The organism is Pseudomonas sp. Irchel 3H3 (assembly GCF_900187635.1).
In the GTDB taxonomy this organism is placed as follows: Bacteria; Pseudomonadota; Gammaproteobacteria; order Pseudomonadales; family Pseudomonadaceae; genus Aquipseudomonas.
The window spans coordinates 168,827-184,285 of sequence record NZ_FYEC01000007.1; the positions used below are offsets into that span (position 1 = coordinate 168,827).

A 15,459-nucleotide genomic window follows, 5' to 3' on the forward strand; every position below is an offset into this window, starting at 1 on the left:
ATACTATTCGTCGCACTTGTCGGGCACAGCCTAGCACTGGTTAGGAAGGTCGAGCGGAATCAACATTCTGCAAGACTGGAAAGCACTTAGTTTGTAGTCCTCCAAGAGTACAGATTAATAAGGCGCCCGTAGCTCAGCTGGATAGAGCATCCGCCTTCTAAGCGGATGGTCGCAGGTTCGAGTCCTGCCGGGTGCGCCATTAGGCAGCTTTGGCACAAGTAACGCGATATGGTGGGCGTAGCTCAGTTGGTAGAGCACGGGATTGTGACTCCCGTTGTCGTGGGTTCGATCCCCATCGTCCACCCCATATTTCGAAAGGCGCCCGATTAACAGTCTGGCGCCTTTGCTTTAAAGGCTTCAACTCGCGGATGTGGTGGAATTGGTAGACACACTGGATTTAGGTTCCAGCGCCGCGAGGCGTAAGAGTTCGAGTCTCTTCATCCGCACCAAATAAAGCTTCATTCATGTCGGTTGGCATGGGCGGGGTTCAACGAAGAAGTGATTTGGCTTCTTTGTTACGCAATATGGTGGGCGTAGCTCAGTTGGTAGAGCACGGGATTGTGACTCCCGTTGTCGTGGGTTCGATCCCCATCGTCCACCCCATATTTCGAAAGGCGCCAGATTTAACAGTCTGGCGCCTTTTTTGTTTTTGCTGGCTAGAAAGTTCAGCGGCTGCAGGTACTGGGCCGTAGGGGCAGGGCGTTTCGTCGTATTTGTGTTTCTCGATGATGCTGCGCTGCCCGCTGTTCCTGCTCGCAGGATCGGCTGTCGGGGTCATGCCCAGTCGCCTCTTCTATATAAAGGAAGGGTTGGCGCAGAGCCCTGGCGTGATTGGCTGTATTTGCCATGGGGGCGAGGTGCTTTGTTGTATCCGCCCTTATAAATTGCCTGCTGCTTTTTTACCCGTTCTCAGTAGGGTGACTTCTTGAGTTTGACCCACTAGAATGCATGCCCTTGATTCTGGGGTCGGAAACGGCCGGCTAACGTCTGTGCAACGAGGAATATCCATGCAAGTTTCTGTTGAAAATACTTCTGCTCTTGAGCGCCGCATGAGCGTCACCGTGCCGGCTGAGCGCATCGAGACTCAGGTCAACAAGCGTCTGCAGCAGACTGCCCAAAAGGCCAAGATTGCTGGCTTCCGTCCAGGCAAAGTGCCAATGAGCGAAATCAAGCGCCGTTTCGGTGCTGATGCTCGCCAGGAAGCTGTAGGCGACGTGATCCAGTCCTCCTTCTACGAAGCTGTGGTTGAGCAGAAGCTGAACCCGGCAGGTTCGCCATCGATCGAGCCAAAATCGCTCGAAGCTGGCAAGGACCTGGAATACGTTGCTGTGTTCGAAGTGTTCCCTGAGTTCACCGTTGCCGGTTTCGAATCCATCGCAGTCGAGCGCTTGAGCGCTGACGTGGCGGACGCTGATCTGGACAAGATGCTGGACATCCTGCGCAAGCAGAACGTACGTTACGAAGCAGTCGATCGCGCTGCCCAGAACGACGACCAACTGAACATCGATTTCGTTGGCAAGGTTGACGGCGAAGTGTTTGCCGGTGGTTCCGCCAAGGGTACTCAGCTGGTGCTGGGCTCTGGCCGCATGATCCCGGGCTTCGAAGAAGGCCTGGTAGGCGCCAAGGCGGGCGAAGAGCGCGTTCTGAACCTGACCTTCCCGGAAAACTACCAGAACCTGGACCTGGCTAACAAAGCAGCCGAGTTCACCGTGACCGTGAACACTGTTTCCGAGCCGAAACTGCCTGAATTGACCGAAGAATTCTTCGCCCAGTTCGGTATCAAAGAGTCTGGCATCGACGGTTTCCGCGCCGAAGTTCGTAAGAACATGGAGCGCGAGCTGCGTCAGGCGATCAAATCCAAGGTCAAGAATCAGGTAATGGACGGTCTGCTGGCCGCCAACCCGATCGAAGTGCCCAAGGCCCTGCTGGAGAACGAAGTGAACCGTCTGCGCGTGCAGGCTGTTCAGCAGTTCGGTGGCAACATCAAGCCTGATCAACTGCCTGCCGAGCTGTTCGAAGAACAAGCCAAGCGTCGCGTTGTGCTGGGTCTGGTCGTGGCTGAAGTGGTCAAGCAATTCGACCTCAAGCCTGACGAAAACCGCGTACGTGAACTGATCCAGGAAATGGCTTCGGCCTACCAGGAGCCAGAAGCAGTAGTGTCCTGGTACTACAAAAACGACGAGCAGCTGAACGAAGTTCGTTCGGTTGTGCTGGAAGAGCAAGTTGTGGATACTGTTCTGCAGAAAGCTAGCGTGACCGACAAATCGGTCTCTTACGAAGAAGCGGTCAAGCCGGTAGAAGCTCCACAAGCCGACTGATTGTTTTTGCGTTAGAAGCACACACATAAGCCAGCCTTCGAGCTGGCTTATGCGTATTCAAGACATAACTATTTGGGAGTGACTGCAGAGCATGTTCCGTAATTCGTATATTCAGCAGAACTCTGATATCCAGGCCGCAGGCGGCCTGGTCCCGATGGTTGTCGAGCAGTCTGCTCGTGGCGAACGCGCCTATGACATCTACTCGCGCCTCCTCAAGGAGCGGGTGATTTTTCTGGTTGGTCCGGTAGAGGACTACATGGCCAACCTGATCTGTGCGCAACTGCTGTTCCTTGAAGCGGAAAACCCGGACAAGGACATCCATCTCTATATCAACTCCCCGGGCGGTTCGGTGACAGCGGGCATGTCGATCTACGACACCATGCAGTTCATCAAGCCAAACGTGTCGACTACCTGTATCGGTCAAGCGTGCAGCATGGGTGCATTCCTGCTGACGGCCGGTGCTGCCGGCAAGCGTTATTGCCTGCCGAACTCGCGTGTGATGATTCACCAGCCACTGGGTGGTTTCCAGGGCCAGGCCTCGGATATCGAAATCCATGCCAAGGAAATCCTCTTCATCCGTGAGCGTCTCAATACGCTGATGGCCAAGCATAGCGGGCACACGCTGGAAGAAATCGAGCGTGACACCAACCGCGATAACTTCATGAGTGCAGAAGCCGCGCGTGAGTACGGCCTGATCGACGAAGTGATCGCCCAGCGCCCAGCTTAAAAATAAGCAGCTCAAAATAGGCTTGGTGGGCTGGTCTGATCACCGGCGGGCTTGAAAAAGCCCGCAATAGCCTTCATCTTGTGTTGCAAGCCTATCGGATTTGGATCGAACGAATGACTGACACCCGCAACGGCGAGGACAACGGCAAGCTGCTCTATTGCTCCTTCTGTGGCAAAAGCCAGCATGAAGTGCGCAAATTGATTGCCGGCCCCTCGGTCTTTATCTGCGACGAGTGCGTCGACCTGTGCAATGACATCATCCGTGAGGAGGTGCAGGAAGCCCAGGCCGAGAGCAGCGCGCATAAATTGCCTTCGCCTAAAGAAATCAGCGGCATCCTTGATCAATATGTGATTGGTCAAGAACGTGCGAAAAAGGTTCTGGCCGTAGCGGTATACAACCACTACAAGCGCCTGAACCAGCGTGACAAGAAGAATGACGACGTCGAACTCGGCAAGAGCAACATCTTGCTGATCGGCCCGACAGGCTCGGGTAAAACCCTGCTTGCCGAAACCCTGGCTCGTCTGCTGAATGTACCGTTCACCATCGCTGACGCGACCACCCTCACCGAGGCGGGTTACGTAGGCGAAGATGTCGAGAACATCATTCAGAAGTTGCTGCAGAAGTGCGATTACGACGTAGAGAAAGCTCAAATGGGCATCGTCTACATCGATGAAATCGACAAGATTTCGCGCAAGTCTGACAACCCGTCCATCACCCGGGATGTTTCCGGTGAAGGCGTGCAGCAAGCCTTGCTCAAGTTGATCGAAGGCACGGTCGCTTCCGTTCCACCACAAGGTGGTCGCAAGCATCCGCAGCAGGAATTCCTGCAGGTCGACACTCGTAACATCCTGTTCATCTGCGGTGGTGCGTTCTCCGGTCTGGAAAAGGTTATTCAAAACCGTTCCACCAAGGGCGGCATCGGTTTCAACGCAGAAGTTCGCAGCAAGGAAGAAGGCAAAAAGGTGGGTGAGTCCCTGCGTGAAGTCGAGCCTGACGATCTGGTCAAGTTCGGTCTGATCCCGGAATTCGTTGGCCGTCTGCCGGTGCTGGCGACGCTGGACGAGCTCGACGAGGCTGCTTTGATGCAGATTCTCACCGAGCCGAAAAATGCTCTGACCAAACAGTATGCCAAGCTGTTCGAGATGGAAGGCGTTGATCTGGAGTTCCGCTCCGACGCCCTGAAATCGGTCGCCAAACGTGCCCTGGAACGCAAGACCGGTGCCCGTGGATTGCGCTCGATCCTCGAAGGTGTACTGCTCGACACTATGTACGAAATCCCCTCGCAGTCCGAGGTGAGTAAAGTAGTGATCGATGAAAGCGTTATAGAAGGCAAGTCCAAGCCACTGTATATCTATGAAAACAGTGAGCCGGCTGCCAAGGCAGCGCCAGACGCGTAAGCGTCGCACTGCTGGATAAAGAAGGGGCCTTCGGGCCCCTTTGCTTTTGTACAGGCTGTTGCCGGCTGCGATCTTTATCGAGCGCTGTTAATCAGCTTGTTTTTTTGCAAGGCAGCCCCCATCTTGGTTTCAAGCTTACTTCCATCTGTTTACGGCCTTATGGCCGCCGTAGAGGCGAAATCATGAAGACAACCATCGAATTGCCTCTCCTGCCATTGCGTGATGTCGTGGTTTATCCGCACATGGTTATCCCGCTGTTCGTGGGGCGCGAGAAATCTATCGAAGCCCTCGAGGCCGCGATGACGGGCGACAAGCAGATCCTGCTGCTGGCCCAGAGAAACCCTGCCGACGACGATCCCGGAGAAGACGCGCTGTATCGCGTCGGGACCATCGCCACCGTGCTGCAATTGCTCAAGCTGCCTGATGGCACCGTCAAGGTGCTGGTCGAGGGTGAGCAACGTGGTGCTGTCGAGCGTTTCATTGAAGTGGACGGCCACTGCCGTGCCGAAGTTTCCCTGATCGACGAAGTCGACGCGCCAGAGCGCGAGTCGGAAGTGTTCGTTCGCAGTTTGCTGTCGCAGTTCGAACAGTACGTTCAACTGGGCAAGAAAGTCCCTGCCGAAGTCCTGTCGTCGCTCAACAGCATCGACGAGCCAGGTCGCCTGGTCGATACCATGGCCGCGCACATGGCGCTGAAAATCGAGCAGAAGCAGGAAATCCTCGAGATTCTCGACCTGTCGGCCCGTGTCGAACACGTGCTGGCGTTGCTGGATGCGGAAATCGACCTGCTGCAAGTCGAAAAACGCATTCGTGGCCGGGTCAAGAAACAAATGGAGCGCAGTCAGCGCGAGTACTACCTGAATGAGCAGATGAAGGCCATTCAGAAAGAGCTCGGCGACAGCGAAGAAGGCCACAACGAAGTCGAAGAGCTGAAAAAGCGCATCGATGCCGCCGGCCTGCCAAAAGATGCACTGGCCAAGGCCCTGGCTGAGCTGAACAAGCTCAAGCAAATGTCGCCGATGTCGGCCGAAGCGACCGTAGTGCGCACCTACATCGACTGGCTGGTCCAGGTGCCTTGGAAGGCGCAGAGCAAGGTCCGCCTGGACCTGGCGCGTGCCGAAGACATTCTCGACGCCGACCACTATGGTCTGGAAGAAGTCAAAGAGCGGATCCTCGAATACCTCGCCGTGCAAAAGCGCGTGAAGAAAATTCGTGGTCCGGTGTTGTGTCTGGTCGGTCCTCCTGGGGTCGGTAAAACTTCCCTGGCCGAGTCGATTGCCCACGCCACCAACCGTAAATTTGTCCGTATGGCCCTGGGTGGCGTGCGTGACGAAGCGGAAATTCGTGGTCATCGCCGTACTTACATCGGTTCGATGCCAGGAAGATTGATTCAAAAGATGACCAAAGTAGGGGTGCGCAACCCGCTGTTCCTGCTCGATGAAATCGACAAGATGGGCAGCGACATGCGAGGCGACCCGGCATCGGCCTTGCTGGAAGTACTCGACCCCGAGCAGAACCACAATTTCAACGATCACTATCTGGAAGTCGACTACGACCTGTCCGATGTGATGTTCCTGTGCACCTCGAACTCGATGAACATTCCCGCGGCGCTGCTCGACCGTATGGAAGTGATCCGCCTGCCGGGTTACACCGAAGACGAGAAGATCAACATTGCGGTCAAATACCTGTCGCCCAAGCAGATCCAGGCCAACGGCCTGAAGAAGGGCGAGCTGGAATTTGAAGCCGAAGCGATCCGCGACATCATCCGCTACTACACCCGCGAAGCCGGTGTGCGTGGGCTGGAGCGCCAGATTGCCAAGGTCTGCCGCAAGACTGTCAAAGAGCACGCGTTGGAAAAACGCTTCTCGGTGAAGGTTACGGCCGACATGCTCGAGCACTTCCTGGGCGTGCGCAAATTCCGCTACGGCCTGGCTGAGCAGCAGGACCAGGTGGGCCAAGTGACGGGCCTGGCATGGACCCAGGTGGGCGGTGAATTGCTGACCATCGAAGCGGCCGTGGTCCCGGGCAAGGGGCAATTGATCAAGACCGGTTCGCTGGGCGATGTGATGGTCGAATCGATCACCGCAGCCCTGACGGTTGTACGCAGTCGGGCCAAGAGCCTGGGGATCCCCCTGGACTTCCATGAGAAGCGCGACACCCACATCCACATGCCGGAAGGGGCTACGCCCAAAGACGGTCCTAGTGCGGGTGTAGGCATGTGCACGGCACTGGTGTCGGCACTGACCGGGATCCCGGTACGGGCGGATGTCGCCATGACCGGCGAAATCACCCTGCGCGGTCAGGTCCTGGCCATCGGTGGCCTGAAGGAAAAACTGCTGGCGGCACATCGCGGCGGGATCAAGACGGTGATCATTCCTGAAGAGAACGTACGCGATCTGAAGGAAATTCCCGACAACATCAAGCAAGATCTTCAGATTAAACCGGTTAAATGGATTGACGAGGTCCTGCAAATTGCGCTGCAATACGCGCCGGAGCCCTTGCCCGATGTGGCTCCCGAGATAGTTGCAAAGGATGAAAAACGCGAGTCTGACTCTAAGGAAAGAATTAGCACGCATTAGTACGTATTAGCCTGGGGGGCTTCCTTGACAGTTTTTTAGAGCCCTTGATATAAAGCGGCTCTTAAGTGTCTGTAGGCCATTCAGCACTCGTTTTTGCTTTCACCAAAAAACTTAGAATCATCTCAAATAGATATAAGGGGACTTAGAGTGAACAAGTCGGAACTGATTGATGCTATCGCTGCATCCGCTGATATCCCGAAAGCTGCTGCTGGCCGTGCGCTGGACGCTGTAATCGAATCCGTCACTGGTGCCCTCAAGGCCGGCGACTCTGTAGTTCTGGTAGGTTTCGGTACTTTCTCCGTGACTGACCGTCCAGCTCGTATCGGTCGTAACCCACAGACCGGTAAGACTCTGGAAATCGCTGCTGCCAAAAAGCCAGGCTTCAAAGCCGGTAAAGCACTGAAAGAAGCTGTCAACTAAGCCTCACTCGGTTTTTTGCCTATCCGGGTCGGGGTCATGCCTGACCTGGCAGCGGGGCGGTAGTACAGGCGATTGGAATATTGCCTGGTACGCCGGGGATCGCGGGTTCGAGCCCCGTCCGCTCCGCCAGTTACGAGAAGGCGCATCCTCGGATGCGCCTTTCTTCTATCCGGATTCTACCCACGCTCCACGGTTGCCTAATTTTGAAGTTCAACCGTTTCTGGGGGACGCATGCTGCAAAATATCAGGGACAATTCACAAGGCTGGATTGCCAAGACTATTATCGGGGTCATCGTTGCACTGATGGCCTTGACCGGTGTCGATGCCATTTTCCAGGTCTCCAGTTCGAAAAACGAAGTGGCCAAGGTCAACGGTGAAGAAATCAGCCAGAACGAGCTGAGCCAGGCGGTTGATATGCAACGCCGCCAACTCATGCAACAGCTGGGCAAGGACTTCGACGCGTCCTTGCTGGATGAAAAAATGCTGCGCGAATCGGCCCTCAAAGGCCTGATCGATCGCAAACTGTTGCTGCAAGGCGCCCATGATTCGAAGTTCGCTTTCTCCGAAGCGGCTCTGGACCAAGTGATCCTGCTGACACCTGAATTCCAGGTCGATGGCAAGTTCAGTGCCGAGCGTTTTGACCAGGTGGTTCGTCAGCTGGGCTACAGCCGCCTGCAGTTCCGCGAGATGCTGGCTCAGGAAATGCTGATCGGCCAATTGCGTGCCGGCCTGGCGGGTAGCGGTTTTGTCACCGATGCCCAAGTGCTTGCCTTCGCCCGTCTGGAAAAACAGACCCGTGATTTCGCGACCCTGAACGTCAAGGCTGATCCTGCCTCGGTCAAGCTGACCGATGCCGAGGTCAAGGCTTACTACGACGAGCACGCCAAGGAATTCATGACACCTGATCAGGTAGTCATCGACTATCTGGAGTTGAAGAAGTCGTCCTTCTTCGACCAGGTCACCGTGAAAGACGAAGCGCTGCAGGATGCGTATCAGAAAGAAATCGCCAACCTGGCCGAACAACGCCGGGCTGCGCACATTCTGATCGAAGTCAACGACAAGGTGACCGAGGCGCAAGCCAAGGCCAAGATTGAAGAGGTGCAAGCGCGCCTGGCCAAGGGTGAAAGCTTCGAGGCCGCGGCCAAAGAGTTCTCCCAGGATCCGGGTTCGGCTGCCAATGGCGGTGACCTCGGTTACGCAGGCCCAGGTGTCTATGACCCGGACTTTGAAACAGCGCTGTACGCGTTGAACAAAGACCAGGTCTCGGCGCCGGTTCGCTCCAGCTTTGGTTACCACCTGATCAAGTTGCTGGGTGTTGAAGCGCCAGAAGTCCCGAGCTTCGCCAGCCTCAAGGACAAGCTGACGCGCGACCTGAAAACCCAACAGGTCGAACAACTGTTCGTCGAGGCGACCAAGCAACTGGAGGACTCCTCGTTCGAAGCCTCCGACCTGGCCCAGCCAGCAGCTGATCTGAAGCTGACCGTACACACTTCCGCGCCGTTTGGCCGTGAAGGTGGCGAAGGCGTTGCGGCCAACCGTGCCGTGATCGCTGCAGCGTTCAGTCCAGAAGTGTTGGATGAGGGTGCCAACAGCACCGCCATCGAACTGGATCCGGAAACCGTGATCGTGCTGCGCGCCAAAGAGCATCGCAAACCTGAGCAAATGCCTCTGGCCAGCGTTGATACCGTGATTCGTGCGCAATTGGTCAAGGAGCACGCCAGTGCTGCGGCCAAGACCAAGGCCGAGGAGCTGGTTAGCAGCTTGCGCGACGGCAAGACCGCGATCGACAGCCTGGGCTGGAAAGTTACCGAAGCGGCCACCCGTGGTCAGGAAGGTATCGAACCTGCTGTGCTACAAGCCTTGTTCCGCATGCCCAAGCCTGCTGCCAAGGATAAGCCGAGCTTCGACAGCGTGACCCTGGCTGATGGTAGCCTGGTGATCGTGCGCCTCAATGGGGTGAACGAAGCTGCTGCGCCTACTGACGAGGAGAAGGCTGAGTACCGCCGCTTCCTCGCGTCCCGCGTCGGCCAGCAAGACTTTGCCGCCTACCGCAAGCAGTTGGAAAGCGAGGCCGACGTCAAGCGTTACTGATGCCTGACTGACGCGTAAAGCTGCAAACAAAAACCCCGGCCACCAGGCCGGGGTTTTTTGTTGGCCGTCAATCAGCTCCGGGCGGGAAACCCATGCTGGCGGGCGTTGAAAACCACCAGCAGGCACAACAGCAGTAAGGCGCTGACCAGCCAGGGGAATGTCACGGCGCCCAGGTGCTCGAGCACCACGCCGCCGGCCAGGCCACCACCGGCCATCCCCAGGTTCCACATGGTCACCAGCATCGACTGTGCGGTATCCGCCGAGTCGCCGGCCGCTTTCGCCAGGGCGGTTTGCAGCAGGGTGCCCAGAGCGCCAAAGCCCAGGCCCCAGATGGCCACCGCGGCATAGATCAGCGGCGCCGACTCGCTGGCCGTCGCCATCAGCAGCGCCGCCACGATAAACAGCAAGCAACTGAGCAGCATCAGGGGGCGCAGCCAGCGGTCGATCAGCAGGCCAGCGATCCAGATACTCAAAAGCGCCGCGAGGCCAAACACTAGCAGCACCTGATCAGTTTGCCCGGTGAGGCCGGCGGGCTCGAGGAATGGCGCAATGTACGTGTACAGGATCGTGTGGGCCAGCACGTAGGCCAAGGTCACGAACAGCACCGCCTTCAAGCCGGGCAGGGCGATGACCTGGCGGAGCGGCAGGCGCTTGTCGGCGCTTTGTCCGGGGAAGTCCGGGACCTGCCAGCGGACCCAGGCGATCAGCGCCACGGTGATGACACTGATCAGGGCGAAGCTCGTGCGCCAACCCAGCATATTTCCCACATAGGTGCCCGCTGGAACGCCTAGGGACAGGGCCAGTGGTGCCCCCAACATGGCCACGGCGATTGCCCGTCCCTGCAGGTGAGGCGCCACCATGCGGCTGGCGTAACCGGCCAGCAGCGCCCAGAGCAACCCGGCGAAGACCCCGGCAAAAAAGCGCGCTACCAGGGTCAACCCGTAACTTTCGGACAGGGCGGTGACGCTGTTGACGATGCTGAACCCGGCAATGGCGATCAGCAGCAACGGACGGCGGCGCCAGCCGCGTGTGGCGATCACCAGCGGAATGGCTGCCAGCAACGAACCCACGGCATACAGCGTGACCAGTTGTCCGATCAGTCCGTGCGAGACATTCAGGCCCTCGCTCATGGGCAGCAGTAGACCAGCGGGCAGGGCTTCAGTCATCACGGTGATGAAGCCGGCGATGGCCAGCGCCAGCAATCCCCCTAAGGGCAGGCGTTCGGCGCGCTCCGGCGCCACCGAGGGCAAGGGCGCGAGCAGTTCGGGTTCGATCATGGGCATGAGGTCCGTTTCAGAGGGTGTGTAGATGGCGCCAAGGGTAGTGCGCTGCACGCTCTGGAAAAACAGGCTAAGGTTCCGAACTTATCGGACCTGGATGTCCGCAATGGGGGGATGGAAGAATGGATAGCCTGGGCAGTATCTCGGTGTTTGTGCAGGTCGCCGATGTTCGCAGCTTCACTGAAGCGGGGCGGGTACTGGGGATTTCGTCATCGGCGGTGGGCAAAAGCATCGCCCGCCTCGAAGAGCGGCTGACGGTACGCCTGTTTCATCGCAGCACCCGCAGCATCACCCTGACCGCCGAAGGCGCGTTGTACCTGGAGCGCTGCCGGCGCATCCTGGCGGAAGTCGAGGCGGCCGAGTTCGAGTTGTGCAGCGCCGCCAGCGCGCCGAAGGGCAAGCTCCGTATCAGCGTGCCCCAGGTGCACAGCCTGGTGATGCCGGTGCTTACCGAATTCATGCAGCGCTACCCCGAGATCGAACTCGACATCGACCTCACGGACCGCATGGTGGACGTGGTCGAGGAGGGCTTCGACGCGGTGGTGCGCACCGGCAATCCCAAGGATTCACGCCTGATGGCCCGGGCCCTGGGGCGGTTTCGCCAGGTGCTGGTCGGTACGCCGGAGTACTTTGCCGAGCATGGCACCCCGCATGTGCCCCAGGACCTGGCGACCCATGGCTGTCTGCGCCATACCTTTCATGCCAGCGGCAAACTCGAACCCTGGCCGTTGCACGGCGAGGAGGATGGCAGCGACCCGGTATTGACCACCCGCTTCATCAGCACCTCCATCGAAGCCTTGTTCCACGTCGTGCAGCAAGGCCTGGGGATTGCCTGCCTGCCGGACTTCATGGTGCGCGAGGCGGTGGCGCAGGGGCGTTTGGTGCGCGTGCTGGACACGCACCTGGAGCACCAGGGCACTTTCTGGATCCTCTGGCCGTCCAGCCGTTATGCGGCCGCCAAGGTCCGGGTGTTCATCGATCACCTGGGTGCGCGACTTTTTCCGCTAAACGATGGTCAGTAGAGGGGTCAGGTGTGCAACTCACTAATCCATGCGCCGTCACGGGGTGAACTGTTGCACAATACGCCCCGTACCGATTTCCTCAGGATGTTCAATGTTCACATCATTCCCTATGCGTACCGCGGGACTGGCGCTGGTGCTGGCTGCCGCAGCTGGTTGCGCGAAGGACCAGGCCATTTATGAGCATGAGAACTTCGACGACTCCGGAACCTTCTCGCGCAAGTATCCGGTGACCGACACCGCTTCCTGTGAAGCTGCTCGCCGGGCCTTGTTGAGCCAGGGCTACATCATCACCAGTTCCGATCCGAAACTGATCAGTGGCCACAAGAGCTTCCAGCAGACCGGCGACACCCACATGGAGATTAGTTTCAGCGTGGTCTGCGCCGAAGACAGCAGCCATCACGCGACCATGTTTGCCAACGCCTTGCAGGACCGCTACGCGTTGAAGAAGACCAACAACTCCGCCAGCCTCGGGGTAGGGGTGCTGGGGTCGGTATCGATGCCTATCGGCTCCTCCGATGATTCGATGGTCAAGGTTGCGAGTGAAACCGTCACGTCGGGTAAGTTTTATGAGCGCTTTTTTGCCCTGGTGGAATTGTTCCTGCCACCGGATGTAAAAAAGGCCGCCCATATCACCGAAAAACCCAAGACGGACCTCGGCGTACCAGAAGCCAAGCCCGCGCCAGTCACACCGACGCCTGCCGCACAACCTGCGCCAGAACCTGTGCCAGTGCCTGCCGCCGAACCCGTTGCCCCTGCGACGCCTGAGCCAACGCCCACTGCGCCGGCGGCATCCGAACCGGTAGCACCACCGCCCGAAGCCGCACCGATCACGCCTGCGAATGTCATCGAGCCCGCCCCGCAGACCGCCCCGCAACCAGCGCTGGAGCCAACACTGGAATCCATGCCGCAAGCCGTGCCGCCAGTGATCTCACCCCCGGCCAACCCAGATTCGCTGCCCGCCCCGAGCGAGCCGATCACACCTATGCCGTCCTCCGGCCAGTAACCTGTCAGCCAGCGCTGCGGCCCCTGTGGGGTAGCGCAGCCGGGCGCTTGACCTGCATCAAACTGCGCTATCCGGCGCCCATGATAAATTCTTCAGGGTCTGCTACGTTTTATTGGCAGGAGCCACCGTGTACCCGCGTCATTTTTCTTTCATGCGGGCACTTTATGCTGATGGCGTAGGTCATTGGTGCAACGGTTTTCGACACGACTAAAAGGGAATTCGCAATGGACGATTATCAAGAAGAGCTGCTGGAATATCAGGCATTCGAACTCGACCCGCTAGAGCCTGCGGACGACGCTACCGAGTTGTAGAGGAGCAACTGCAAGTTTGCAGGCGCTTCAGGCCGATTGCCGATGGCTGCGGCGAAACTCGCCGGGCGTCTGGCCGTTCCAGCGTTTGAAGGCGCGTTGAAAGGCTTCGGCCGAGGCAAACCCCAGCAAGTAGGCGATTTCGCCAAAGGCCAGTTCCGTGTCGCGGATATAGGTCATGGCCAGGTCGCGACGCGTGTCGTTGAGAATCGCGCGAAACTGCGTGCCCTCTTCAGCGAGCTTGCGGCGCAAGGTCCAGGTCGGCAACTTCAAGCGTGCCGCCACTTCTTCCAGGTCGGGTTCACGACCGCCATTGAGCAACGGCCCCAGTAGCTGCGTGATGCGTTCGCGCAGGCTCCGGGTGCGGGTCAATTGCTCCAGCTCCCGCTCACACAGCTGGAGCAGCAGGCGCCAGGTGCTGGGACAGTGCTCGGGGTTGCGTTGCGCCAGGCTGGCCTGGCTCAGGCGCAACTGGTTATGCTCGGCGCCAAACTGCAAGGCGCAGTCCCCCAGCACGGCATAGCGCTCGGCGTAGTCGGGTGCCAGGAATTCGATCTCGATGCGCTCGGCCCGCAGTGGTTGGGGGCAGAGACTTGAGAGTTGCTGCAACCAGCCGGCGATGATCGAGTCCACCACAAAACGGTTGTAGGCGTTGTACGGGCTGATGGAGTAGAACCGCAGCCAGGCCCCTTGGGTATCCTCATGGAAGCTCGACTGGCCGCGATAGTTGGAGCCATACAAGGCCTCGAACCGAATCAGGCAGCGCGCCGCTTCGCGCACCGTCGGTGCCTGGGCGGCAGTGACCCCGGCCAGCCCCGCCTGACCCAACCGACTGAGCTGGCCCATGCGTAGGCCCAGGGCTGGATCTCCCGTCATCTGGATGGCCGCGTGGCCCAGGCGCATGTAGCGCGGAATCGACAGCCGAGCGCCGGCCTCGGCCAGGCGCGCAGGGTCCAGGCCGTATTGCTCCAGCAGCGGTTGTGGGTCGCAGCCGTGACTGCGCACGGCATCCGCCAGGCTATGGACAAAGCCGACGGACAGATCCCCCAGGCGCATCGGCAGCGGTTTCATGGGTTACAACCAGATATTCAGCAAACGGGCACCGCGGGCTTCGCCATCGGCGAAGTGCTGGCCGTTGCTGCTGAGGAAACTCTGGCCGGCGCTGCCCTGGTTCCAGAACTGGCCACGCAGGAACACGCTGACCCCGGCATTGGCCAGGCTGCTCGGCGGTTGTGCGGTCAGGGTCAGGCGGTGCCAGGCCTGGCCTTCGCTGAGTTCGCCGGGCTTGAGGCTGATTTCACTGGGGGTGGAGGGCCCCTGGTAACCGCGCCAGGGTTGATCCCAGGTACTGCGGCCGGTGACGAACGCCGGTACCGCGATCAATTCGGCACCTTGGTCGTTGAGCTTGCGGTAGTTGTCCGGGTACCAGCTGTCGTTGCCGATCAGCACTCCCAGGCGTCCGGCGGGGGTCTGGATCACGTTGACGGCCCGGTCGCCACTGGGCCGGATAAACTCTTGCTCGGTGAGGGTCGGGCTCAACTGCCGTTGCGGCTGGCCGATGGGCGCACCGTCCCGGCCAAACACCAGGCTGGTGTTGTACAGCGGACCCCGGCCAATGCTCAGGGCGCCGTCTTTGATCGTCGGCTCCGGCAGCACGATGCTGCCCGCGACCAGGGTAATGTCGAATTCCCGGGCCAGGCCGCCGAACAGCGCCTGGTACTGGCGGGCCATAATCTTGGCCTTCATGCGCAGGTGGGCATCCTCCAGGCGGCTGTCACCCTGGGCGCCGATCAGCGCCCGCAGGAACGGCAGGGGGTTGCTCACCGCCAGCCAGTTCATGGCTTCCTCGAACGTGCTGGCCTGGTACAGCTCGTCCTTCTCGCCGCTGACCATCAACCAGGTGCCGATGTGCTCAGGCAGCACGACGATGGTCTTGGCGTTGAGCAGGCCTTGATCGCGCGCTTGCTGCAAGTAGGCCGCGAGCTTGCGGTGCAGGCGTTCGGGACTTTGATAGTCGGTGGGGAACAGCTCTGGCTGGATCCCCAGCAGGTTGCCCCGGTCACCGGGTACGCCCTGATCCACTGCGAGCTGGATGCGCAGGTCGGACAGGTAATGGCCCACCGGTCGTTCGGCGGTCCACATGGCGTAGGTGGTGAGGGCGGCGAGCAGGGCCATGGCGAATGTCAGGTAAAGAAGTTTGCGCATGAGAAAACTAAAGATCAGCCGTGTGCAGGGTTCGTCGACTAGGGTAGGCCCCATGCCGGCGAATGCCAAGGGGGGCTGCACATTTGGATCAGTAACTTGTCAGTTACGG

The 15,459-nt window shown here is 59.0% G+C and carries 11 protein-coding genes and 4 tRNA genes; 12 read left to right on the top strand and 3 right to left on the bottom strand.

Annotation, left to right across the window (positions count from 1 at the left end; all coding sequences use genetic code 11):
• Positions 1–122 precede the first annotated feature (122 nt).
• The 10 genes from CKW24_RS10875 to CKW24_RS10920 all read left to right on the top strand — a co-directional run bounded on the left by CKW24_RS10875 (position 123) and on the right by CKW24_RS10920 (position 9,532).
• A tRNA-Arg gene (locus CKW24_RS10875) sits at positions 123–199 on the top strand.
• A 32-nt stretch (positions 200–231) separates the two neighbouring features.
• A tRNA-His gene (locus tag CKW24_RS10880) sits at positions 232–307 on the top strand.
• Between the two features lie 57 nt (positions 308–364).
• Positions 365–449 (top strand) — tRNA-Leu (locus CKW24_RS10885).
• A gap of 78 nt (positions 450–527) precedes the next feature.
• A tRNA-His gene (locus CKW24_RS10890) sits at positions 528–603 on the top strand.
• 404 nt (positions 604–1,007) lie between these two features.
• The gene (tig, locus tag CKW24_RS10895) at positions 1,008–2,318 is read left to right on the top strand and encodes a trigger factor (protein WP_095167793.1); all 1,311 of its coding nucleotides are present in this window, start codon (positions 1,008–1,010) and stop codon (positions 2,316–2,318) included.
• A gap of 91 nt (positions 2,319–2,409) precedes the next feature.
• The gene (gene clpP / locus CKW24_RS10900) at positions 2,410–3,045 is read left to right on the top strand and encodes an ATP-dependent Clp endopeptidase proteolytic subunit ClpP (protein ID WP_095167796.1); all 636 of its coding nucleotides are present in this window, start codon (positions 2,410–2,412) and stop codon (positions 3,043–3,045) included.
• A gap of 113 nt (positions 3,046–3,158) precedes the next feature.
• Positions 3,159–4,442: an ATP-dependent Clp protease ATP-binding subunit ClpX gene (gene clpX / locus CKW24_RS10905; protein ID WP_095167797.1), complete on the top strand. Its 1,284-nt coding sequence runs from the start codon at positions 3,159–3,161 to the stop codon at positions 4,440–4,442.
• A 182-nt stretch (positions 4,443–4,624) separates the two neighbouring features.
• Positions 4,625–7,021: an endopeptidase La gene (lon, locus tag CKW24_RS10910; RefSeq protein WP_095167799.1), complete on the top strand. Its 2,397-nt coding sequence runs from the start codon at positions 4,625–4,627 to the stop codon at positions 7,019–7,021.
• A gap of 147 nt (positions 7,022–7,168) precedes the next feature.
• A complete protein-coding gene (locus CKW24_RS10915) occupies positions 7,169–7,441 on the top strand; it encodes an HU family DNA-binding protein (RefSeq protein WP_002552737.1) in 273 nt (90 codons plus the stop codon).
• 231 nt (positions 7,442–7,672) lie between these two features.
• The gene (locus tag CKW24_RS10920) at positions 7,673–9,532 is read left to right on the top strand and encodes a SurA N-terminal domain-containing protein (protein ID WP_095167801.1); all 1,860 of its coding nucleotides are present in this window, start codon (positions 7,673–7,675) and stop codon (positions 9,530–9,532) included.
• A 71-nt stretch (positions 9,533–9,603) separates the two neighbouring features.
• Here the strand turns inward: CKW24_RS10920 and CKW24_RS10925 are convergent, their stop codons facing one another.
• Positions 9,604–10,809, bottom strand: a complete 1,206-nt coding sequence (locus tag CKW24_RS10925) for an MFS transporter (protein ID WP_095167802.1) — start codon at positions 10,807–10,809, stop codon at positions 9,604–9,606.
• 125 nt (positions 10,810–10,934) lie between these two features.
• On the opposite strand from CKW24_RS10925, the gene CKW24_RS10930 reads away from it, so the two are divergent.
• Positions 10,935–11,834 (top strand): LysR substrate-binding domain-containing protein, encoded by a 900-nt coding sequence (locus CKW24_RS10930; protein WP_095167804.1) that lies wholly within the window; start codon positions 10,935–10,937, stop codon positions 11,832–11,834.
• A gap of 91 nt (positions 11,835–11,925) precedes the next feature.
• Positions 11,926–12,837, top strand: coding sequence for a DUF2242 domain-containing protein (locus tag CKW24_RS10935; RefSeq protein WP_095167806.1), 912 nt, complete (start codon positions 11,926–11,928; stop codon positions 12,835–12,837).
• 338 nt (positions 12,838–13,175) lie between these two features.
• On the opposite strand, the gene CKW24_RS10940 is transcribed toward CKW24_RS10935, so the two are convergent.
• Both CKW24_RS10940 and CKW24_RS10945 read right to left on the bottom strand, forming a co-directional pair.
• Positions 13,176–14,216 carry an AraC family transcriptional regulator gene (locus CKW24_RS10940; RefSeq protein WP_095167808.1) on the bottom strand — a complete coding sequence of 347 codons (1,041 nt, stop codon included), beginning with the start codon at positions 14,214–14,216 and terminating at the stop codon, positions 13,176–13,178.
• Between the two features lie 3 nt (positions 14,217–14,219).
• Positions 14,220–15,350: a carbon-nitrogen hydrolase family protein gene (locus CKW24_RS10945; RefSeq protein WP_095167810.1), complete on the bottom strand. Its 1,131-nt coding sequence runs from the start codon at positions 15,348–15,350 to the stop codon at positions 14,220–14,222.
• Positions 15,351–15,459 lie beyond the last annotated feature (109 nt).

Coding starts and splice junctions, on each gene's coding strand:
- tig (WP_095167793.1), top strand. CDS start 1,008: ATGCAAGTTTCTGTTGAAAATACTTCTGCTCTTGAGCGCCGCATGAGC.
- clpP (WP_095167796.1), top strand. CDS start 2,410: ATGTTCCGTAATTCGTATATTCAGCAGAACTCTGATATCCAGGCCGCA.
- clpX (WP_095167797.1), top strand. CDS start 3,159: ATGACTGACACCCGCAACGGCGAGGACAACGGCAAGCTGCTCTATTGC.
- lon (WP_095167799.1), top strand. CDS start 4,625: ATGAAGACAACCATCGAATTGCCTCTCCTGCCATTGCGTGATGTCGTG.
- CKW24_RS10920 (WP_095167801.1), top strand. CDS start 7,673: ATGCTGCAAAATATCAGGGACAATTCACAAGGCTGGATTGCCAAGACT.
- CKW24_RS10925 (WP_095167802.1), bottom strand. CDS start 10,809: ATGATCGAACCCGAACTGCTCGCGCCCTTGCCCTCGGTGGCGCCGGAG.
- CKW24_RS10930 (WP_095167804.1), top strand. CDS start 10,935: ATGGATAGCCTGGGCAGTATCTCGGTGTTTGTGCAGGTCGCCGATGTT.
- CKW24_RS10935 (WP_095167806.1), top strand. CDS start 11,926: ATGTTCACATCATTCCCTATGCGTACCGCGGGACTGGCGCTGGTGCTG.
- CKW24_RS10940 (WP_095167808.1), bottom strand. CDS start 14,216: ATGAAACCGCTGCCGATGCGCCTGGGGGATCTGTCCGTCGGCTTTGTC.
- CKW24_RS10945 (WP_095167810.1), bottom strand. CDS start 15,350: ATGCGCAAACTTCTTTACCTGACATTCGCCATGGCCCTGCTCGCCGCC.